Origin of the sequence: Stenotrophomonas mori (assembly GCF_023556335.1) — a bacterium.
Classification (GTDB): Bacteria; Pseudomonadota; Gammaproteobacteria; order Xanthomonadales; family Xanthomonadaceae; genus Stenotrophomonas; species Stenotrophomonas mori.
The window spans coordinates 230,717-249,903 of the sequence record NZ_JAIKTS010000003.1; the positions used below are offsets into that span (position 1 = coordinate 230,717).

Annotated in this window: 19 protein-coding genes; 11 read left to right on the forward strand and 8 right to left on the reverse strand. The window is 72.6% G+C overall.

What is annotated here, in order from left to right; genetic code table 11:
- Positions 1-48 precede the first annotated feature (48 nt).
- Complete coding sequence (locus K5L01_RS10515) at positions 49-687, forward strand: glutathione S-transferase family protein (RefSeq protein WP_250064345.1); 639 nt, start codon at positions 49-51, stop codon at positions 685-687.
- A gap of 54 nt (positions 688-741) precedes the next feature.
- Here K5L01_RS10515 and K5L01_RS10520 read toward each other — a convergent pair whose 3' ends face one another.
- Positions 742-2,220, reverse strand: coding sequence for an MFS transporter (locus K5L01_RS10520; protein ID WP_250064346.1), 1,479 nt, complete (start codon positions 2,218-2,220; stop codon positions 742-744).
- A gap of 518 nt (positions 2,221-2,738) precedes the next feature.
- On the opposite strand from K5L01_RS10520, the gene frmR reads away from it, so the two are divergent.
- From frmR to fghA, 4 genes are all read left to right on the forward strand, one after another.
- Positions 2,739-3,014, forward strand: a complete 276-nt coding sequence (gene frmR, locus K5L01_RS10525; protein WP_250064347.1) for a formaldehyde-responsive transcriptional repressor FrmR — start codon at positions 2,739-2,741, stop codon at positions 3,012-3,014.
- A gap of 119 nt (positions 3,015-3,133) precedes the next feature.
- The gene (locus tag K5L01_RS10530; RefSeq protein WP_250064348.1) at positions 3,134-4,243 is read left to right on the forward strand and encodes an S-(hydroxymethyl)glutathione dehydrogenase/class III alcohol dehydrogenase; all 1,110 of its coding nucleotides are present in this window, start codon (positions 3,134-3,136) and stop codon (positions 4,241-4,243) included.
- A 13-nt stretch (positions 4,244-4,256) separates the two neighbouring features.
- On the forward strand, positions 4,257-4,805 hold the full coding sequence (locus K5L01_RS10535; protein WP_250064349.1) for a GrpB family protein: 549 nt from the start codon (positions 4,257-4,259) through the stop codon (positions 4,803-4,805).
- A gap of 3 nt (positions 4,806-4,808) precedes the next feature.
- Positions 4,809-5,639, forward strand: coding sequence for an S-formylglutathione hydrolase (fghA, locus tag K5L01_RS10540; protein ID WP_250064350.1), 831 nt, complete (start codon positions 4,809-4,811; stop codon positions 5,637-5,639).
- Between the two features lie 311 nt (positions 5,640-5,950).
- Here the strand turns inward: fghA and K5L01_RS10545 are convergent, their stop codons facing one another.
- A complete protein-coding gene (locus tag K5L01_RS10545) occupies positions 5,951-6,397 on the reverse strand; it encodes a universal stress protein (RefSeq protein WP_250064351.1) in 447 nt (148 codons plus the stop codon).
- Positions 6,398-6,538: 141 nt separating this feature from the next.
- On the opposite strand from K5L01_RS10545, the gene K5L01_RS10550 reads away from it, so the two are divergent.
- From K5L01_RS10550 to K5L01_RS10565, 4 genes are all read left to right on the forward strand, one after another.
- Entirely contained in the window at positions 6,539-7,456 is a 918-nt protein-coding gene (locus tag K5L01_RS10550; protein ID WP_250064352.1) for a LysR family transcriptional regulator, read from the forward strand.
- Between the two features lie 151 nt (positions 7,457-7,607).
- Positions 7,608-9,131, forward strand: coding sequence for an MFS transporter (locus tag K5L01_RS10555; protein WP_272494168.1), 1,524 nt, complete (start codon positions 7,608-7,610; stop codon positions 9,129-9,131).
- A gap of 21 nt (positions 9,132-9,152) precedes the next feature.
- On the forward strand, positions 9,153-10,235 hold the full coding sequence (locus K5L01_RS10560; protein WP_250064354.1) for an HlyD family secretion protein: 1,083 nt from the start codon (positions 9,153-9,155) through the stop codon (positions 10,233-10,235).
- On the forward strand, positions 10,232-11,644 hold the full coding sequence (locus tag K5L01_RS10565; protein ID WP_250064355.1) for an efflux transporter outer membrane subunit: 1,413 nt from the start codon (positions 10,232-10,234) through the stop codon (positions 11,642-11,644). Before K5L01_RS10560 ends, K5L01_RS10565 begins: the two co-directional genes overlap by 4 nt.
- A 54-nt stretch (positions 11,645-11,698) precedes the next feature.
- Here the strand turns inward: K5L01_RS10565 and K5L01_RS10570 are convergent, their stop codons facing one another.
- The 4 genes from K5L01_RS10570 to K5L01_RS10585 form a co-directional block, all read right to left on the reverse strand.
- On the reverse strand, positions 11,699-12,037 hold the full coding sequence (locus tag K5L01_RS10570) for a hypothetical protein (protein ID WP_250064356.1): 339 nt from the start codon (positions 12,035-12,037) through the stop codon (positions 11,699-11,701).
- A 64-nt stretch (positions 12,038-12,101) separates the two neighbouring features.
- On the reverse strand, positions 12,102-13,046 hold the full coding sequence (locus K5L01_RS10575; protein WP_250064357.1) for a DegV family protein: 945 nt from the start codon (positions 13,044-13,046) through the stop codon (positions 12,102-12,104).
- 136 nt (positions 13,047-13,182) lie between these two features.
- Positions 13,183-14,451 carry an amidohydrolase family protein gene (locus K5L01_RS10580; RefSeq protein ID WP_250064358.1) on the reverse strand — a complete coding sequence of 423 codons (1,269 nt, stop codon included), beginning with the start codon at positions 14,449-14,451 and terminating at the stop codon, positions 13,183-13,185.
- Positions 14,448-15,854, reverse strand: coding sequence for an amidohydrolase (locus tag K5L01_RS10585; RefSeq protein WP_250064359.1), 1,407 nt, complete (start codon positions 15,852-15,854; stop codon positions 14,448-14,450). The genes K5L01_RS10580 and K5L01_RS10585 overlap by 4 nt, the downstream gene beginning before the upstream one ends.
- 182 nt (positions 15,855-16,036) lie before the next feature.
- Between K5L01_RS10585 and K5L01_RS10590 the strand changes: the two genes are divergently transcribed.
- Positions 16,037-16,576: a DUF924 family protein gene (locus K5L01_RS10590; RefSeq protein WP_250064360.1), complete on the forward strand. Its 540-nt coding sequence runs from the start codon at positions 16,037-16,039 to the stop codon at positions 16,574-16,576.
- Between the two features lie 342 nt (positions 16,577-16,918).
- On the opposite strand, the gene grxD is transcribed toward K5L01_RS10590, so the two are convergent.
- Positions 16,919-17,845 (reverse strand): Grx4 family monothiol glutaredoxin, encoded by a 927-nt coding sequence (gene grxD / locus K5L01_RS10595; RefSeq protein WP_250064361.1) that lies wholly within the window; start codon positions 17,843-17,845, stop codon positions 16,919-16,921.
- A 60-nt stretch (positions 17,846-17,905) separates the two neighbouring features.
- On the opposite strand from grxD, the gene K5L01_RS10600 reads away from it, so the two are divergent.
- The gene (locus tag K5L01_RS10600) at positions 17,906-18,739 is read left to right on the forward strand and encodes a polysaccharide deacetylase family protein (RefSeq protein ID WP_250064362.1); all 834 of its coding nucleotides are present in this window, start codon (positions 17,906-17,908) and stop codon (positions 18,737-18,739) included.
- 57 nt (positions 18,740-18,796) lie between these two features.
- Here K5L01_RS10600 and K5L01_RS10605 read toward each other — a convergent pair whose 3' ends face one another.
- Complete coding sequence (locus K5L01_RS10605; RefSeq protein WP_250064363.1) at positions 18,797-19,111, reverse strand: DUF6172 family protein; 315 nt, start codon at positions 19,109-19,111, stop codon at positions 18,797-18,799.
- Between the last annotated feature and the right edge of the window lie 76 nt (positions 19,112-19,187).

Below are 19,187 nucleotides of genomic sequence, written 5' to 3' on the forward strand. Positions count from 1 at the left end.
CGGACGGCATTGCTAGACTGCGTGCGACCTACGCTGGAGGTGGCACGCATGGCCGGAACGACGGACGGAATCGTTTTCTATACCAGCCCGCAGTCGCGGGGCCGCATGGTTCGCTGGATGCTGGAAGAGCTCGGCGTGCCCTACCGGGCCGAGCTGCTGGACCTGCGGGCCGGGGTGAAGGCGCCCGCCTACCGGGCGATCAACCCCATGGGCAAGGTGCCGGCGCTGGTCCACCGCGGCGTAGTGGTCACCGAGACCGCGGCCATCTGCAGCTACCTGGCCGATGCCTTTCCGGCGGCGGGACTGGCACCGGCGCCGGACGACCCGCTGCGCGGCGCCTATTTCCGCTGGCTGTTCTTTGCTGCGGGCCCGGTGGAGGCCGCGGTCAGCGCCCGGGCGCTGGGCCTGCTGGCGCCGGCGGAGAAGGCCGGGATGGTCGGGTACGGCAGTTTCGACCGGGTGGTGGACACCCTGGAACTGACGGTCGCCGGCGCCGCGCCCTGGCTGCTGGGGGCAAGGTTCAGCGCCGCCGACGTCTACCTGGGCAGCCAGGTGCTGTGGGGCCTCATGTTCCGGACGCTGCCGGAGCAGCCGGTGTTCGTGGAGTACGCGGCACGGCTGCGGGCGCGGCCGGCCTGGCAGCGTGCCAGCGCGCTGGACGATGCCGCGGCGGCCTCGGCGTCTTGAGCCCTTGGGGGCGGCGCGGCGTTCCATCCCGCGTCGCGGAAGGTGGGCGCGGGATCAGCGGGACGCCGGTGGCCGGCTGCGCTGCAGTACCCATGCCACCGCCAGCATGGCCAGGGCAGACACTGCCATCGCCCAGGCGAACCCGCTGGCCACGGCGGCGCGGTACAGCAGCAGGGCGGGGGCGGTGAGGATGCCCTCATCCGGATGCTGGACCAGTGCGCGGGCCTGCGTGGCCAGTGTCGATTCCCCCAGGGCGGCGGCCCGGGTACCGAGGTGGTGGGTGGCGCGCAGGCTCATCAGGCTGCCGAGCAGCGCGATTCCCAGGCTCATGCCGGCCTGGCGCAGGGCGTTCATGGTGGCCGATGCGATGCCCGCGCGTTCCGGCGGCGCCTGCGCCATCACCGCCAGGCCGGTGGCCGGCACCGCCAGGCCCATGCCGGCGCCCAGTACGACCAGCGCCAGGCTGGCCGGCAGGGCCGGGGTGGTGGCGTCGAAGGCGGCGATCGCACATAGCGCCAGCGCCACCAGCGCATAGCCGGCGGTCAGCGCCCGGTCCATCCCCAGGCGGGCCACCAGGCGTCCGAACAGCAGTGAGACGACGCCCATCGCCAGGAACTGCGGCAACAGCTGCACGCCGGCGCGGGCCGCGCTGTGCCCCTGCGCCTGCTGGAAGAACAGGGAGAGGAAGAACAGGCTGGCGTAGGCGGTGAAGCCCAGTGCGAACGAGGCCAGGTTGAGCGCGCCGAAGCGCCGGTCGGCGAACAGCTCCAGCGGTACCAGGGGCCGCCGGGCCCTGCGCTCGACCCAGGCGAAGGCCGCCAGCGCGGCCACCGCGAGCAGCAGTGCGCCACGCGTTGAAAGATCCTCCATCCCGCGGTCGCCGATGCCGATCAGGCCATAGCTGAGTGCGCCCAGGGCCAGGATGCTCAGCAGCTGGCCTGCGGGGTCCAGGGCGGCCTGCTGCGGATGCCGCCATTCGGGAATGCTCCAGGCGCCGAGCAGCAGCGCCAGCAGGCCCAGCGGCAGGTTGATCAGGAAGATGCTCTGCCAGCCGATCCACTGCACCAGCACGCCGCCCAGCAGCGGGCCGAGCACCAGCGCCAGGGCGCTGAATGCGGACCAGCCGCCGATCGCACGCGCGCGTTGCGCAGGGTCCGGGAAGGCGCGGCTGAGGATGGGCATCGCACTGGGGATCAGCAGAGCTCCCGCCACCCCCTGGACCGTGCGTCCGGCGACCAGCATGGGCAGGCCGGAGGCGATGGCGCACAGCAGCGAGCCGGCGGTGAACAGGGTCACGCTGATCAGCCACATCCTCCGGTGTCCGTGGCGGTCGGCCAGCGGCCCGGCCGAGAGCATGAAGGCCGACAGCGCGATCGCATAGGCGTTGATGACCCATTGCAGGCCGGCGATATCGGTATCCAGTGCCTGCTGCAGGGTGGGCAGGGCGACGTTGACGATGCTGATGTCCAGCGACGCCAGGAACGTGCCCAGGTAGGCGGCCAGGACCAGGGCAGGGCGTTGGAAACGACGCATGGGACAGGCCGGCATGGGGAGGGGGTGCGGGCATTCTGGAGCATGACCGACCATTGGTCAATGACCGATGGTCTATGCCTGCCCTGGGCCCGGCGGTGGCACCGTGCCGGCACTGGGAGCGGCCGTTGCCGCCGGCGCGTCGAGCCGGCATGCCTGCGGGCTGGCCGCGCGGCAGGCATCCGGGACGAATGCCTGTGCTCCTGCAGGGCGGTCGCCGAGGCTGTCCTGTGGCCGTCACGGTGGGTCACGGAGAAAGTGGCGTGCGGGCCTTTGCCTGCATCCCGGACCCTGTGCGTGGGTCGACCGGCCGGTCCGGCGGCGGATGGCGGCACGGCGGGGAGGGACGCCATCCCGCTCCGGAGCCGGGCCCTGCGTGCCGGACGGGCCCGTGGCTGTCCCCGAATGCGCGAAGCCGGCGGTGGTGCCGTGGCCGCCGGAAACGAGGGGGTCCGGGTACCGGCTGCCCGGTCCGGCCGATTCCAATATACTGTCCCCCAGTACAGGATTGGAGGCAGTGGATGCCGCATTCGCCGGAAGAAAAAAAGAAGGTGCTGGCGCGGGTGCGGCGCATCCGCGGCCAGTGCGATGCGCTGGAGCGCGCGCTGGAGGCCGGTGCCGACTGCGGCCCGGTGCTGCAGCAGATCGCGGCGATCCGCGGTGCGGTCAACGGCCTGATGTCCGAGGTCATGGAGGCGCACCTGCGCGAGGAGTTCGGCCGGCCGGCGCAGTCGGCCGCGCAGCGGGCCGCGCGCGTGACCGAGATGTCCGGCCTGATCCGTTCCTATCTCAAGTAGGGGGCGGCCCCGATCGCGAAGGAGCGCTTCCCGGCGGCCTGTGGAGCGTCCGCCATGAAGTGCCGTCGCGCGCGACGCCGTTCCTGCCCAACCACGAACCACCGCAACAGGAGAGACCCATGAAATCACGTGCCGCCGTCGCTTTCGGCCCGGGCCAGCCGCTGCAGATCGTCGAGATCGACGTCGCCCCGCCGAAGGCCGGCGAAGTGCTGGTCAAGATCACCCACACCGGGGTCTGCCACACCGACGCCTTCACCTTGTCCGGCAACGATCCGGAAGGCCTGTTCCCGGTGGTGCTGGGCCATGAGGGCGCCGGCATCGTGGTGGAAGTGGGCGAGGGCGTGACCAGCGTCAAGCCGGGCGACCACGTGATCCCGCTGTACACCGCCGAGTGCGGCGAGTGCCTGTTCTGCAAGAGCGGCAAGACCAACCTGTGCGTGTCGGTGCGTGCCACCCAGGGCAAGGGCGTGATGCCCGACGGCACCAGCCGCTTCAGCTACAACGGCGAGCCGCTGTACCACTACATGGGCTGCTCGACCTTCAGCGAGTACACCGTGGTGGCCGACGTCTCGCTGGCCAGGATCAATCCGGACGCCAACCCGGAGCATGTGTGCCTGCTCGGCTGCGGCGTCACCACCGGCATCGGCGCGGTGCACAACACCGCCAAGGTGCAGGAGGGCGACAGCGTGGCCGTGTTCGGCCTCGGCGGCATCGGCCTGGCGGTGATCCAGGGCGCGCGCCAGGCCAAGGCCGGCCGCGTCATCGCCATCGATACCAATCCGTCCAAGTTCGAGCTGGCCCGGCAGTTCGGCGCCACCGACTGCGTCAACCCGAAGGACCACGACACGCCGATCCAGCAGGTGATCGTGGAGATGACCGGCTGGGGCGTGGACCACAGCTTCGAGTGCATCGGCAACGTCGAGGTGATGCGTGCCGCGCTGGAGTGCGCGCACCGCGGCTGGGGCCAGAGCGTGGTGATCGGCGTGGCCGGCGCCGGCCAGGAAATCTCCACCCGTCCGTTCCAGCTGGTGACCGGCCGCAAGTGGATGGGCACCGCCTTCGGTGGCGTGAAGGGCCGCAGCCAGTTGCCGGGCATGGTCGAGGACGCGATGAAGGGCGATATCGAACTGGCCCCGTTCGTCACCCACACCATGGACCTGGACAGGATCAACGACGCCTTCGACCTGATGCACGAAGGCAAGTCGATCCGCTCGGTCGTGCATTACTGAGCGGCCGCCTGCGATGCCACCGCCCATCCGCGTCGAACTGCTGCCGCACGATCCGGCCTGGGCGCTGGCCGCCGAGGCCGAGGCCTCGGCATTGCGGGGCGCGCTCGGCAGCACCCTGTTGACGGTCCACCATGTCGGTTCGACCGCCATTCCCGGCATCCACGCCAAGCCGATCCTCGACCTGATGCCGGTAGTGCGCACGCTGGCCGGACTGGATGCACGGCGCGACGCGCTCCAGGCCCTGGGCTATGCGTGGTGGGGCGAACTGGGGCTGCCGGGGCGGCGCTACTGCAGCAAGGACGACCCGCAGAGCGGCCGCCGCCTGGTGCAGCTGCACGCCTATCCCGAAGGCGCGGCGGACATCGCGCGCCACCTGGCGTTCCGGGATTTCCTGCGCGGAGACGCGCAGGTCGCCGCCGCCTACGACCGCGAGAAGCGACGCTGCCAACGCCTGCACCCGCACGACTCGCACGCCTACGGCGACTGCAAGGGCGCGTGGATACGCGAGGTCGAGGCGCGTGCGCTGGCCGCAGTGGCCACCCCCCTTCCTTCCAAGGAGTAATCCATGCAACGCATCGAACACCGCGCCTGTGCCGGCGGCTGGCAGGATGTCTATCGCCACCACTCGGCCACGCTGGGCTGCGACATGCAGTTCGCCGTCTACCTGCCGCCGCAGGCCGCCACGCAGGCGTTGCCGGTGCTGTACTGGCTGAGCGGGTTGACCTGCACCGAGCAGAATTTCATCACCAAGGCCGGCGCCCAGCGCTATGCGGCCGAACACGGGGTGATCATCGTCGCGCCCGATACCAGCCCGCGCGGCGACGGCGTGGCCGACGCCGAGGGCTACGACCTGGGCAAGGGCGCCGGCTTCTACCTCAACGCCACCCGTGCACCGTGGGCGACGCACTACCGCATGCACGACTACGTGGCGCAGGAACTGCCGGCGCTGGTCGAGGCGAGCTTCCCGGCAACCGCGGCGCGCGCCATCAGCGGCCATTCGATGGGTGGCCACGGCGCACTGGTGATCGCGCTGCGCAACCCCGGACGCTACCGGAGCGTGTCGGCGTTCTCGCCGATCGTGGCGCCGTCGCAGGTGCCATGGGGCGAAAAGGCGTTCACCGCCTACCTCGGCGAGGACCGCGCGGCCTGGCTGGCCTGGGATGCCAGCGCGCTGATCGCCGGCGCCGACGAGCGCCTGCCGCTGCTGGTGGACCAGGGCGAAGCGGACGAATTCCTGCAGACCCAGCTGCAGCCACAGCGCCTGCAGCAGGCCTGCGATGCGGCCGGCCATCCGCTGACCCTGCGTCTGCAGCCCGGCTACGACCACAGCTACTACTTCATTGCCAGTTTCATCGGTGAGCACATCGCGCACCACGCCCGCGCGCTGCGCGGCTGAGGTGCGTGGCGCCGGGCCGCGCAGGCCGGCGCCGGGCGACAAGGGGCGTCGGTTCGGTGGGGCCTCGGGGCCGGGATGTCGCCCTGGCCCGGCGGCCTGCACGGCCCGGCGGGCCAGGGCGCCGGCGGCCCGTCGACAGGCCGTGCCGGAAGTGGTCCACGGGCCGGTCGATCGATGCGGCGCCGCGATGGCGCCCGCGCCGGGTCCGGCACGCGGCCGCGGTTGTGGCCATCGCGCATGCGGTGGGCCGCCCGAGGAAATGCCGTCGGCTCGCCGCCGGCGGCGCGATGGAAGCCGGCATGGCCTGCCGGTCAGCCCCGAGGAGCGCGGGTCTCCACCAGGACCGGGCACGGCGCATGGTCGATCGTCCAGCGGCCGACCGACGGCTCGAACAGCCGCTGCAGGCGCGACAGGTGGCGGTGGCCGATCACGATCAGGTCGCATCCCAGCTGCCGCGCCTGCTCGCTGATCACTTCACCCGGGTCGCCGGCCGGCAGCCGCGCGACCGCGTCGACACCGCGTTCGCGCAGGTCGGCCAGGGCATCGGCCAGCACCGCCTCGGCCCGTGACCGCTGGCGCGCGGCCTGCGGATACGTGCGGCGGTCGTCGGCGCCGGCGTCGTCCGCCAGTGCGTACTCGGGGTCGAGCACGCAGAGCAGGTGCAGGCGGCTGCGGGGGCCGGCGAGCGCCGCCGCCAGGTCCAGCACGCGTTCGTGCTGGGGGCCGCCGTCGAGGGCGACCAGCAGGGTGGTGAACATCGGGATCTCCTTGGCTGGCCGCCGATGGTCGGCGACGGCGCCGCGGGCACCCATGCCGTGGGCCGCAGGCAAGACGTGCGTGCGACGCACGCCACCGCGCGGGGGCATGCCGTAGAGTCGTGCGGTTTCCTGGAGATCGTCATGCCCCTGCCGGACCTGAACCTGCTGCTGGCCCTGGATGTGCTGATCGACGAATGCAGCGTGGCCGCCGCTGCGCGGCGCATGGACCTGAGCGCACCGGCGATGAGCCGCACGCTGGGCCGCATCCGCGCCGCCCTCGGCGATCCGGTGCTGGTGCGAGCCGGCCGCGGGCTGGCGCCGACCCCGCGCGCGCTGCAGCTGCGCGAACAGGTCCGCGACGTGATCGAGCAGGCCCACCACATCTTCAATGCCGGCCGCGAGATCGACCTGCGCACCCTGGAGCGCACCTTCAATGTGCGTGCCAACGATGTCTTCATCGGCGGCTTCGGTGGGCGCCTGCGCGAGCTGTTCCGCGCGCAGGCGCCGGGCGCGGTGCTGCGCTTCGTGCCCGAGGGCGATACCGACGACGATGCGATGGCACAGGGGCGGATCGACCTGTACATCAGCACCGCCGGCAAGCATGCGCCGGACACCAAGGTGCAGAGCCTGTTCAGCACCTCCTTCATGGGCGCCGCGCGCGAGGACCACCCGCTGTTCGAGGGCGAGATCAGCGCCGAGCGCTTCGCCGCCTGCGACCATATCGCGGTCTCCCGTCGCGGCCTGCCACGCGGGCCGGTCGACGAGGACCTGGCCGCGCTCGGCCTGCAGCGGCGGGTGGCGCTGATCAGCCCGACCTTCCACGGTGCGATCTTCGCCGCCGCCGAGTCGGACCTGATCCTGCCGCAGATGCCGAGCGTGATGCGCGACCGGATCGTCGGCATGCGCCTGCCCCTGCGCCTGTTCCCGCTGCCGATCCCGGTGCGCACCGCCGCCATCGTCCAGGCCTGGCACCCGCGGCTGGACAACGACGCGGCCCACCAATGGCTGCGGCGCGCGATCAAGGCCATGTGCGACAGCGCAGAGGACGCCCGCCGCTGAGCCCGGCAGGCGTGCGCGTGATGCACGCCTGTCCTGCCGGTGGCGCCATTTTCCGGCGGATGCCGGCTTCCTAGACTGCGCTCCCCAATTCCACCGAGCGCACTCCGATGTTCCCCTGCATGCTGTCCGCCGCACGTACCGGGGCCGGCCGATGAGGCCGCCGGCCCCGGCCCTGCCGACGGCGATTCCCGTGCCTGCCGCGGCCGGTCTCGACCGCCGGGTCCTGGTCGGCCTGTGCGGCATATTGCTGGCGGTGCTGGTGTCCGGCTTCAACGAGACCATCACCAAGGTCGCGCTGGCCGACATCCGTGGCGCGATGGGCATCAGCGTCGACGACGGCAGCTGGGTCGTCGCCCTGTACAGCGCCATGTCGGTCAGCGCGATGGCCTTTGCCCCCTGGTGCGCGGCGACCTTCTCGCTGCGCCGTTTCGCGCTGGCGATGATCGCCGGCTTCATGCTGCTGGGCGTGCTCTGCCCGCTGGCGCCGAACCTGCAGGTGTTCCTGGTGCTGCGCGCGCTGCAGGGCCTGTGCGGTGGCGCGCTGCCGCCGCTGCTGATGAGCGTGGCGCTGCGCTTCCTGCCGCCGGGCATCAAGCTGTACGGCCTGGCCGGCTACGCGCTGACCGCCACCTTCGGTCCGAGCATGGGCACGCCGCTGGCCGCGTTCTGGGTCGAGCAGGCGGGCTGGCACTGGGCGTTCTGGCAGGTCGTTCCGTACTGCCTGGCGGCGATGGCGATGGTCGCCTGGGGCCTGCCCCGGGACCCGCTGCGGTTGGAGCGCTTCGCGCAGTTCGACGGCGTCGGCCTGCTGCTCGGGCTGCCGGCACTGGTGCTGCTGGTGCTGGGGCTGGTGCAGGGCCCGCGGCTGAACTGGTTCGACGCGCCGGTGATCACCCTGATGCTCGGCGGCGGCGGTGGACTGCTGGTGCTGTTCATGGTCAATGAATGGTTCCACCCGCTGCCGTTCTTCAAGCTGCAGCTGCTGGCCCACCGCAACCTCAGCTATTCGCTGGTGACGCTGGGCGGCGTGCTGTTCGTGCTGCTGGCGGTGATCTCCATCCCGTCCGGCTTCCTGGCCGGGGTGCAGGGCTACCGCCCGCAGCAGACCGCGCCGCTGCTGCTGTGGGTGGCGGTGCCGCAGGTGGTCGCGCTGCCGCTGGTGGCGGCACTGCTGAACCTGCGCGCGGTGGACTGCCGCTGGGTGCTGGCCCTCGGCCTGGCGCTGCTGGCGCTGGCCTGCTGGCTGGGCGCGCGGCTGGAGGTGGCCTGGGTCCGCGACAACTTCCTGTGGGTGCAGCTGCTGCAGGTGTTCGCCCAGCCGATGGCGGTGCTGCCGCTGCTGATGCTGGCCACCGGTGGCCTGGCGCCGCAGGACGGTCCGTTCGCGTCGGCGTGGTTCAACACCGTCAAGGGGTTCGCCGCGGTGCTGGCCGGCGGGCTGCTGGAGGCCATCGCCCAGGGCCGCCGCCACGTCCACTCCACCGCGCTGGTCGAGCGCCTCGGCGAACAGCCCTGGCTGGCCGACGGGCCGCAGCTGGAGGGGCGCCTGCAGGCGCAGGTGCAGGCGCTGACCTCGGCCGACCTGTACCTGGTGGTCGCGGCGGTCGCACTGGCCCTCATTCCCCTCATCGCCTGGATGCCCACCCGCATCCACCCGCCACGTGCCGTGGCCTGACCCTTCCGCAGGATCTCCCCCATGACGATCACCCGAACCTCTCTCCATGCCGGCCTCGCACTGGGCGTGCTGGTCCTGGCCGCCGGCGCCTGGCTGCTGCTGCGCGAGGGAACCCACCAGCGCACCAACAACGCCTACGTGGTGGCCGACTACACCCTGGTCGCCCCGAAGATCCCCGGCTTCGTCAGTGCCGTGGAAGTGCTGGACAACCAGGCGGTGCGGGCCGGCGACGTGCTTGCCCGCATCGACGACCGCGACTACCGGGTGGCGGTGCAGGCGGCGCAGGCCGACCTGGCGGGCGCCCGCGCCCGGCTGGTCACTGCCCGGGCCGCACTGGCCCAGCAGGGCGCGCTGATCGCCCAGGCCCGGGCCAGCGTCGACGTCGGCCGCTCCGAGCTGACCCTGGCGCATGCCGACCAGCAGCGCTACCGCGAACTGGCCCGCGAGGGCGCGGGCAGCGTACGCGACGCCCAGCAGGCCCTTTCCAGGCAGGCGGTGGCCAGCGCCCAGCTGCAGCAGGGCCAGGCGGCCCTGCAGGCCGCACGCCAGCGCACCGCCATCCTCGATGCCGGGGTGCGGGCCGCGCAGGCGGCGGTGCAGCTCGCCGAGGCGGCCCAGGCGCGCGCCGAACTGGATCTGTCGCACACCGTGCTGCGCGCGCCGATCGACGGCACGGTCGGCCGGCGCGCGGTACGCGTGGGCGCCTACCTGACCCCGGGCACGCCGGTGGCGGCCGTGGTGCCGCTGGAGCAGGCTTTCGTGGTCGCCAACTTCCAGGAGACGCAGATGGCCCGCATGCGCGCCGGCCAGCAGGTCGAGCTGACCGTGGACGTGTTCCCGGGCACGCCGCTGCGCGGCCATGTCGACAGCATCGCCCCGGCCACCGGCGTCACCTTCGCCGCCGTAGCGCCGGAAAACGCCACCGGCAACTTCACCAAGGTCGTGCAGCGCATCCCGGTGAAGATCGTCCTGGCGCCGGGCCAGCCGCTGCTGGAACAGCTGCGCGCCGGCATGTCGGTGGAAGTCCGTGTCGATCTCGCCAGCGGCCCGCATGCGCACAGCGCGCAGCGCCGCCCGGCCCGCAGGGGCGGGGAACGCGCATGAGCGGCGCGAGCGTGTTCCGTCCCTGCGCCGCGGCGGTGCTGGGCATGGCCCTGGCGGCCTGCACGATGGGGCCGGACTTCGTACGCCCGCAGGCCGGGCTGCCGGCGTACTGGCGCGGCGAGGCGGTGGTCGGCAGCGCGGTCGACGGCGACGCCGCGTGGTGGGCCGGCTTCGACGATCCGCTGCTGGGCCGGCTGGCCAGCCAGGTGCTGGACGCCAACCTGGACCTGCAGTTGGCGGCCAACCGCGTGCTGCAGGCCCGCGCCCTGCGCGGCGATGCGGCCGCCGAGCGCCTGCCCGGCCTCGTCGCCGGTGCCGGTGGCGTACGCGCCCGCAACAGCGAGGTCGGCCTGAACGATCCTTCCGGCAATGCCGGCCGCCGCGACTACGGGCTGTTCCAGGCCGGCATCGGCCTGGGGTGGGAACTGGACCTGTGGGGGAGGGTGCGCCGGCAGATGGAGGCCGCCGATGCGCGCGTGCGGATGGCCGAGGAGGACGCGCACGCGGTGCGCACCGCGCTGCTCGCGGAAACCGCGCGCGATTACCTGCAGTTGCGTGCGGCCCGGCAACTGCGCGCGATCACCGAGGACAACCTGGGCATCGCCCGCGACATCGAGCGGCTGACCGGAGCCCGCCGTCGCCTGGGGGTGGCCAACACGCTGGAGGTGGCGAGCGCGGCGGCGCAGGTGGCCGCGCTGGACGCGCGCCTCGTCCCGCTGCGGCACCGCGAAGCGCAGCTGCGCAATGCACTGGCGCTGCTGCTGGCGCAGCCGCCGCAGGCGCTGGATGCGGCGTTGCAGGATGCACGCCGCGACTGGCCGGCCTTGCCGGCGGTGGCGGTGGGCGTGCCCGGCGAGCTGGCCGGGCGCCGTCCGGACATCCGCCGGGCCGAGGCCGCGCTGCAGGCGGCCACCGCCGGCATCGGCGTGGCCCGGGCCAGCTTCCTGCCGCGCATCACCTTGACCGGCGATGCCGGCTTCCAGGCCCGGCAGCTCGATGACCTGGACGGCTGGAATGCGCACCGCTTCAGCATCGGCCCGTCGATCAGCGTGCCGGTCTTCCAGGGCGGCCGGCTGAAGGCCCGCCTGGCGCTGAGCCGGCTGCAGCAACGCCAGGCGGCGCTGCAGTTCCAGCGCACCGTGCTGCAGGCCTGGCATGAAGTGGACGAGGCCATCGAGGGCTATGCCAGCGAACAGCGGCGCAGCGAGCGGCTGCACGCGGCGGCGGTGGCGAGCGGGACGGCGCTGGAGGCGGCGCGCCGGCAATTCCGCGCCGGCGCGATCGACATGCTGGACGTGCTGGCCACCCAGCGCATCGCGCTGGACAACCAGGCCGCACTGGCCGACAGCCGGGCACGGGCGGCGATCGCGCGGGTGGATCTCTACCGCGCGCTGGGCGGAGGGTGGTGAACCGTGGCGGCGCCAGGCAGGCGCCGCCACGGGTGGGACGCGGCCGCGCGGGCCTCAGCGCACGTCGCGCAGTTCCCAGTGGCTGCCGGCCAGCCAGCGCAGGCGCTGCTTGAGCAGGTCGCCGGACAGCGCGGTGACGGCGACCAGGTCGATGCGCAGGTCGGCCTGCTGGCCGCTCACCGTCGCCGCCGGATCGGTCGCGCCCAGGCTGGGGTCGACCTCGTCGGGGTCGTCCTGGGTGGCGCGCCAGCGCTCGAACAGCGCCGGAGTGCGCAGCGCATCCTGCAGCTGTTCGGCGAAGGCCTCGGCGCCATTGGCGGTGAAGGACAGGCGGGGGTCGGGGCCGCGGGCGGCGGACGGGTCGGGCAGGGAAATCGAATAGTGCACGGGCATGTGGGTCTCCTTGTGGGGCCAGTGTGGCGCACCCGGCGTCGCGTGCGCGTCCACGCCGCCGCGGTCAGCCGTCGAACACATGGTCGGCGTCGGCGAAGCCGAGCGTCACCGCGCCCTTGCCGACATTGACCATGCCGGTCAGGCTCATCACGCTCTCGAGCAGGGTGATGCCATGGGCCTGGCAGGTGCCGCGCAGCGCGGCATAGCCCGGCAGCGCGCGCAGCTCCTCCAGCGGCCCGCCGTAGCTCATGCACAGCACCGGGGTCAGCAGGCCACCGGCGACGCGCCGGCGGGCGAAGTCGAACAGCCGCTGCACGGCGTTGTCGAAGCCCTTGATCTTGGCCACCGGTGCGGTCTGCCCGCGGTGGCCGTGCAGCACCGGCTTGATGTCCAGCGCGCTGCCCAGGGTGGCGGCGACCAGGCCGACGCTGCGGTCGCCCTTGTGGCGGGCGCGGGCGCGCATGTAGTAGAGGTCGCGGGTGACCATGTAGCCGTGCACGCTGCCGGCCAGCTCCTCCAGCCGTTCGCGCATCCGTGCCACGCTGGCGCCGGCCTCGCGCATCCGCACCGCCTCCACCGCGGTCACCGCCTGCGCGGCGAACAGGTTCTGGGTGTCGAGCACGCGCAGGGCGAACGGCGAGCTGTGGCCGGCGGCCTGGCGGATCGGCCGGTACTCGTTGAGGATGGCGAAGCTGGCCTGCAGCGCGTTGTCATGGATCGGGCTGCGGGTGCGGGTGATGGTCAGGCAGAACACATGGTCGTAATCGATCACCAGGTGCTGTAGGAACAGTGCGCGGATCTGGTCCACGCCGAACGGCAGGGTTTCCGCTTCGGCCCCGCGTTCGGCCACGTGGTCGCGGAGGAAGGCCAGCGTGGCCGCTTCGTCGCGGTGGTCGGCCTGCACGGCTTCGCCGATCCTGACGGTGATCGGCAGCAGCACCAGCCGGTGCCGATGGATGAACTCGGCCGGCAGGTCGCAGGCCGAATCCACGACGATTCCGATGCGCATGCACGGTCTCCGTGTCTGTCCAGTCCCAGTGCCCACCCTACCTGAAAACCGCGGCCGGAAACCGGCGTTCCGGCGGGCTGTATAGCGGGGCGGCAGCCGGCCGCGGGCGGTGCCCGGGCCGGCTGCCGTTCCCGGCTCAGCGGCGGTACGCCGGCAGGCCTTCCTGGCGCAGGTAGCGGTCGCGCAGTTCGGTCTGGCGCGAGCGCATCGGCACCGCGCGTCCGCCCAGCCACATGCGCTCGGCGTAGTGGCCGACGTCCAGCGGATCGCCCTCCCACAGCACCAGGTCGGCCTGCTGGCCGACGGCGATGCTGCCGATGCGGTCGGCCACGCCGAACGCCTGCGCCGGCACCCGGGTGAGGCCGGCCAGCGCCGCGTCCCAGGGCAGGCCGTGGGCCACGGCGTTGCCGGCAAGCTGGCGCAGCTTGCGGGCGTTGTGCGAGGCGTCGTCGTCCTGGCTGAAGGACACCGGTACCCCGGCTGCGTGCAGGCGCGCGGCGTTCTCCAGCGTCGCACCGATCTGGTCGAAGCCGGCCGGCAGGTTGGACAGGGCATCGACGAACACCGGCACCCCGGCCGCGGCCAGCTGCGGTGCCAGGCGCCAGGCCTCGGCGCCGCCGGCGATGGCGATGCGGATCCGCTCGCGCTCGGCCCAGCGCAGCAGCTGGCGGATGTCGGCGGCGCGGTCGACCCGCACCACGACGCGTCCGTTGCCGGCCAGGTAGCGGGCCAGGGTGCCGCGGCCGGCCGGCGTCAGCAGGGCGTGCGGCGAGTCGGCGGCGATGCGGCCGCGCGCTTCGGCCACCATCTGGTCGAGCAGCATCCACTGGGCCGCGCGCGAGCTGCCGGACAGCTCCGAGCCGGATGCCCCCAGGCGCACGAACAAGGCGCGCGGGCCGATCGGATCGGCGCCGCCGTCCAGGCGCACGATCCCGCCCTGGCCGGCCACGAAGCCGCCGCCATTGGCGGCGCCCAGGGCGGTGAAGCCGATGCCTTCGACGCGCGCCACCGGCACCAGCACCGAGTCGGGGTTGTAGGCCAGGGTGACGTCGAACTCCGGACGCTGCGGCTGCTCTTCCAGCTTCACCGCACTGTCCACCGTCGCCGCTTCACCGGAGACCTCCTCGACGCCGATGTCGGTGATGCCGCCGAACAGGGCCGGCGTCAGCGGCCGCCCGCCGGCCTCGACGGTTTCGATCCCGGCCGGTGCCGCGAGCCCCGGCCCGATCGCGCGGATGATGCCGCCCTGCACCAGCACGTCGCTGGCGTCGAGCGTGCCGCGTGCGGTGGCGGTGTGCACGCTGGCGTTGCGGACCAGCACGTCCTGGGCCCAGCCCAGGCCCGGCAGTGCCGTGGCCACGGCCAGCAGTGCCAGGCGCCGCAGTGCGCGGAAGGAGGCGGTCATGGCTGTGCTCCCTGGCCGAGCATGAAGTCGCTCAGCGGTTGTTGTCCGCGGTCGCCGCGGTCGTAGGCCGGGAAGCCGTCGATGTAGACCTTCTCCGCCAGCGCGTAGGAGCTGAAGGGGTTGCCGTTCCACACCACCACGTCGGCCATCTTGCCCGGTTCCAGCGTGCCGGTCCGCTCCTCGACGCCCAGTGCGCGCGCGGCGTTGGCGGTCAGCCAGCGGATCGCGTGCTCCGGGGTGATCTCGTCCATGCCGGCGCGGCGCGCGCTGGCGATGACCTTGGCCGCCTCCTGGTTGAGGCGCTGGATGCCCTCGGGCGAGTCGGAGTGGACGATGGCGCAGCTGTTGGCGACGCGGTCGACCAGCGCGATGTTCTCCTGGATGCCGTCGAAGGCTTCCATCTTGAAGCCCCACCAGTCGGCCCACAGCGCGCCGCAGACGCCTTCGTCGGCCAGCCGGTCGGCCAGCTTGTAGGCCTCCACGCCGTGGTGGAACGCCGCGATCCGGAACCCGAACTCCCTGGCCAGGTCGAGCATGGTGGCCATCTCGTCGGCGCGGTAGCAGTGGATGTGCACGCGGATGTCGCCCTGGATGGCGCCGGCCAGCGTATCCAGCTTGAGGTCGCGCTTGCCGCCGCTGTCGCCGGCGCTGTCGCCGTCCCCGCCACCTCCACGGCGCTTGCGCTTGACCGGTTCGGCGCTGTTCTTGGCGATGTACTCGCTGGCGTCGATGAAGGCGGCACGGTAGCCGGCGACATTGCCCATGCGCGTACCCGGCGCGGTGCCCTTGCCGCCGTACACCCGCTTGGGATTCTCGCCACAGGCCATCTTCAGGCCCCACGGCGCGTCGGGGAACTTCATCGCCTGGTAGGTGGTGGCCGGCAGGTTCTTCAGGGTCACCCCGCGGCCGCCGACCAGGTTGGCCGAGCCGGGCAGCACCTGCAGGGTGGTCACGCCGCCGGCCAGCGCCGCGGCGAAGCCCGGATCCTGCGGCCACACCGAATGCTCGGCCCAGACGTTGGCGGTCACCGGCGCGGTCATTTCGTTGCCGTCGCTGTGGGCCTGCACGCCGGGGCTCGGGTAGACGCCCAGGTGCGAGTGCACGTCGATGATGCCCGGCGTCACCCACTTGCCGCGGCCGTCCACCTGCTGCGCGCCGGCAGGCGCCTGCAGTGCGTCACCGACCGCGACCACGCGCCCCTCGGCCAGCAGCACGTCGGTGTTCTCCAGGCGGCGCCCGGTACCGTCGAGCACGGTGGCCTGGCGGATCAGCACCGGTGCCGAGGGCGCGGGCTGGTAGGTGCTGGGGTAGGGGTCGTGCATGAAGCGCGAAGGGGCGGCGGCGAGCGCGGGCTGGCCGCAGGCCAGCGCCAGGGCGATGCCGGCCAACAGTCTGTGTCGCATGGGGTCTCCCTGTGCGGCGTGAAAGGTGCCTGAACGCTAGCCGCGGCCCCTGGTTTTGCCAAGTGCATTAAGGCCTGCCCGGGCGCCCGCGCGGTACAGTGCGGGCCAGCAGCGCTGGGCGGCCGCGATGGTCCGCCGTGCCGGTGCTGCGCCCCTTCCCACAGGCAACAAGGACAACAACGATGCAGGCAATCGGCGAGGTGGTTGAGTTCTGGCGTACGGCCGGCCCGGCGCGTTGGTTCGTCCGCGACGCGGGGTTCGACGAAACGTTCCGCAGCCGGTTCCTGGCGCTGCACCACCGTGCCGCGTGCCGCGAGCTGGAGCATTGGCTGGACAGTGCCGACGGTGCACTGGCACTGCAGATCCTGCTGGACCAGTTCCCGCGCAACTGCTTCCGCGGCAGCGGGCATTCCTTCGCCACCGACGGCCTGGCCCGGCATTACGCCGAACGCACCCTGGAGCAGGGCCTGGACCAGCCGCTGGAGCCGGCGCTGCGCGCCTTCATCTACCTGCCGTTCGAGCATGCCGAGGACCTGCAGTACCAGGACCTGGCGGTGGCGCTGTTCGAACGGCTCGGCGACGCCCAGTATCTCCAGTACGCCGAAGTGCACCGTGATGTCATCCGGCGCTTCGGCCGCTTCCCGCACCGCAATGCGGTGCTTGGCCGGATCTCGACCGAGGAGGAACTGCGGTTCCTCGCCGACGGCGGGTTCGCCGGATAGCGCTGGCGGTTGCCGGTGCGCGGCCGTCCGGCGATGCGCAGGACAGGCCGCCTGCATCGTCTCCGCGTTGCGGCCCGGTGCAGGTTGCCAGCGCCGGGGAGGATCCCGAGCGGTGGCGGATGCCGGCCCTGTCGGCCAGCCATGGCCGTGGCCGGGCGCTGTCGCTCCACGCCGGTGGCCGGGCGTGCGACCCGTGATGGATCAGGCGGCGCCGCGCAGCAGGGCGGTCGGCGCGGGAAGGCATGCCGCGGCTTCCGGAACCGACCGGTGGCCGCGGGTGCGCCTGGAATGCGGACGCCGGCTTCCGCCGGCGTCCGCAGGGAGCAGCGGGAGCCCCGCGGCTCAGTAGCGCGGCACGTTGCCGTCCACGTCCTGCGCCCAGGCATCGATGCCGCCGGTGACGTTGTGGACACGGGTGAAGCCCAGTGCCCGGAACTGCTCGGCAGCCTGTGCACTGCGTCCGCCGCGGTGGCACAGGAACGCCAGCGCGGTGTCCTTGGGCAGGGCTTCCAGCCGGGCGCGGTTGTCGCCGTCGAAGCTCTCGAACGGCACGCCGACCGCGGCGATGGCGCGTTCGTCGGCGGGGCGCACGTCCACCAGGAGCAGGCTGCCGGCACGCACCTGGTCGTCGGTGCTGCGCACATCCAGTTCCGGTACCGGCTTGGGCGCGTTGGGGTTGTCGATGGCCAGGCCCTTGCCACGGATGTCGTCCACCCAGTCGATGGTGATGCCCTCGGCGCGGCGTGCACTGGCCACGTCGAACTGCACGCGCAGGCCGTTGGACTCGGCGGCGATGGCGCCGTCATCGTGCGGCACCAGCTGGAAGTCGGGCTGGAAGCGGGCATCGATCGCCAGCTGCAGGGCCGCGCCGGGGGCGTCGGCCAGCGCGCCCTTGAGCATGTCCACCGCGGCCGGGGTCACGGTGATGGACGGCGGGGTGCGGTCCGGCGGCGCCACCCCGAGCAGGCGGCTGAGTTCGCCGCTGCCGGCCATCTGCAGCACGATGTCGCTGCCGCCGACCAGCTCGCCGTCCACGTACAGCTGCGGAATGGTCGGCCAGTCGCCATAGGCCTTGATGCCCTCGCGGATCTCGCCGTCGGCCAGGACGTTGACATGGGCGAACTCCACGCCCAGGTCCTGCAGCACGCCGACCGCCTTGGCCGAGAAGCCGCATTGCGGCATGGTCGGCTGGCCTTTCATGAACAGGACGACGCGGTTGCTGCCGAGAAGGGATTCGATGCGCGAACGCAGGGCGGGGTCCAGGGACATCGTGATACTCGCGGATTGATCGGTGACCGTACGATTCTACGCTGCGTGGCATGATGGGGCATGACCGCTACGGGAACCCTGCATCGCATTCCTGACCGCCCCTGGCGCTGGCTGCCCTGGCTGCTGCTGTCGCAGGTGATGGCGGCGGCGGCGTGGGGGATGCTGGGCTGGAAGGCCGGGCTGGTGGCCCTGCTTGCCAGCCACGCGCTGTTCGTGGTGCCGGTGTTCCTGCCCAACAGCCGCTTCTATGCACCGGTGCTGTCGCGGCTGCCGGGGCCGGACGTCTGGCTGACCATCGACGACGGCCCGTCCGACGAGACCCCGGCGCTGCTGGACCTGCTCGACCGCCATGGTGCGCGCGCGACCTTCTTCATGGTCGGCGAGCGCGCGGCGGCGCGACCGGCGCTGGTCGCCGAGGTGCTGCGGCGCGGGCATGGGCTGGGCAACCACAGCCAGTCGCATCCGCAGGCGTGTTTCTGGCGGCTGGGCCCGCGGCGGATGGCCGCGGAGATCGCGCAGTGCCAGCGGACGCTGGCGGACATCGCCGGGACGCCGCCGTACTGGTACCGCTCGGTGGTCGGGATGACCAATCCGTTCGTGGCCGCGGCGCTGCGCCGCCATGGGCTGGCGCGGGTCGGCTGGAGCGCGCGCGGCTTTGACGGCGTGGGCTGCCAGCCGGAAGTGGTGGTGGCGCGCATCGCCCGCGACCTGGCGCCGGGTGCCATCGTGCTGCTGCACGAGGGTGCGGCGCATGGCCACAACCTGGCCATCATCGAGGCGGTGCTGCAGCAGCTGCAGGCGCGTGGCCTGCAGGCGCGGCTGCCACCGGCTCCCGGCCGCGACGCCGGTGAGCCGGCCGCGCGGCGCGACCGCATTCCCTGCGTGCAGGAGTAGCGCGGGTCCGTCCGTGTCCCGCGCGGGCCGGGTGGCCGCGGAACCTTCGTGCCGGGGTCAGTCGCCGCGGTCCTCCTCGGCGGGCACCGGCCGTGCCGGGCGCGTGCCCGGCGTGCGCAGCACCTCCACGTAGAACTGCCGGTTGCCGGCGGCGACCAGGGCGTCCACCGCGTGGATCAGCGCGGGGAGCGGCACGGCCTGCGCGCTGGCCTCGTCGACGCCGACCCGGGTATCGAAATCCCAGAAGTCGGCGCCGGCCGGCAAGGCCTTGCGGCGCTCGCGCCGGAGGTACTTGCGGATGTCGTGCTTGCTGGCCTCCAGCAGGCGGTCGGGGTGCTTGCCTTCGATGTCGAGGCGGTAGGTTCTTCTCACGGCGGTCTCGTCTTGGCGCCGCCCCGGGACGGGACGGGGGAGGGCGCGATTATCGGCGCAAACGCCGGTGCCGTGG

Bases quoted from the DNA above. Each gene is read 5' to 3' on its own strand.
- K5L01_RS10515 (WP_250064345.1), top strand. From the start codon at position 49: ATGGCCGGAACGACGGACGGAATCGTTTTCTATACCAGCCCGCAGTCG.
- K5L01_RS10520 (WP_250064346.1), bottom strand. From the start codon at position 2,220: ATGCGTCGTTTCCAACGCCCTGCCCTGGTCCTGGCCGCCTACCTGGGC.
- frmR (WP_250064347.1), top strand. From the start codon at position 2,739: ATGCCGCATTCGCCGGAAGAAAAAAAGAAGGTGCTGGCGCGGGTGCGG.
- K5L01_RS10530 (WP_250064348.1), top strand. From the start codon at position 3,134: ATGAAATCACGTGCCGCCGTCGCTTTCGGCCCGGGCCAGCCGCTGCAG.
- K5L01_RS10535 (WP_250064349.1), top strand. From the start codon at position 4,257: ATGCCACCGCCCATCCGCGTCGAACTGCTGCCGCACGATCCGGCCTGG.
- fghA (WP_250064350.1), top strand. From the start codon at position 4,809: ATGCAACGCATCGAACACCGCGCCTGTGCCGGCGGCTGGCAGGATGTC.
- K5L01_RS10545 (WP_250064351.1), bottom strand. From the start codon at position 6,397: ATGTTCACCACCCTGCTGGTCGCCCTCGACGGCGGCCCCCAGCACGAA.
- K5L01_RS10550 (WP_250064352.1), top strand. From the start codon at position 6,539: ATGCCCCTGCCGGACCTGAACCTGCTGCTGGCCCTGGATGTGCTGATC.
- K5L01_RS10555 (WP_272494168.1), top strand. From the start codon at position 7,608: ATGAGGCCGCCGGCCCCGGCCCTGCCGACGGCGATTCCCGTGCCTGCC.
- K5L01_RS10560 (WP_250064354.1), top strand. From the start codon at position 9,153: ATGACGATCACCCGAACCTCTCTCCATGCCGGCCTCGCACTGGGCGTG.
- K5L01_RS10565 (WP_250064355.1), top strand. From the start codon at position 10,232: ATGAGCGGCGCGAGCGTGTTCCGTCCCTGCGCCGCGGCGGTGCTGGGC.
- K5L01_RS10570 (WP_250064356.1), bottom strand. From the start codon at position 12,037: ATGCCCGTGCACTATTCGATTTCCCTGCCCGACCCGTCCGCCGCCCGC.
- K5L01_RS10575 (WP_250064357.1), bottom strand. From the start codon at position 13,046: ATGCGCATCGGAATCGTCGTGGATTCGGCCTGCGACCTGCCGGCCGAG.
- K5L01_RS10580 (WP_250064358.1), bottom strand. From the start codon at position 14,451: ATGACCGCCTCCTTCCGCGCACTGCGGCGCCTGGCACTGCTGGCCGTG.
- K5L01_RS10585 (WP_250064359.1), bottom strand. From the start codon at position 15,854: ATGCGACACAGACTGTTGGCCGGCATCGCCCTGGCGCTGGCCTGCGGC.
- K5L01_RS10590 (WP_250064360.1), top strand. From the start codon at position 16,037: ATGCAGGCAATCGGCGAGGTGGTTGAGTTCTGGCGTACGGCCGGCCCG.
- grxD (WP_250064361.1), bottom strand. From the start codon at position 17,845: ATGTCCCTGGACCCCGCCCTGCGTTCGCGCATCGAATCCCTTCTCGGC.
- K5L01_RS10600 (WP_250064362.1), top strand. From the start codon at position 17,906: ATGACCGCTACGGGAACCCTGCATCGCATTCCTGACCGCCCCTGGCGC.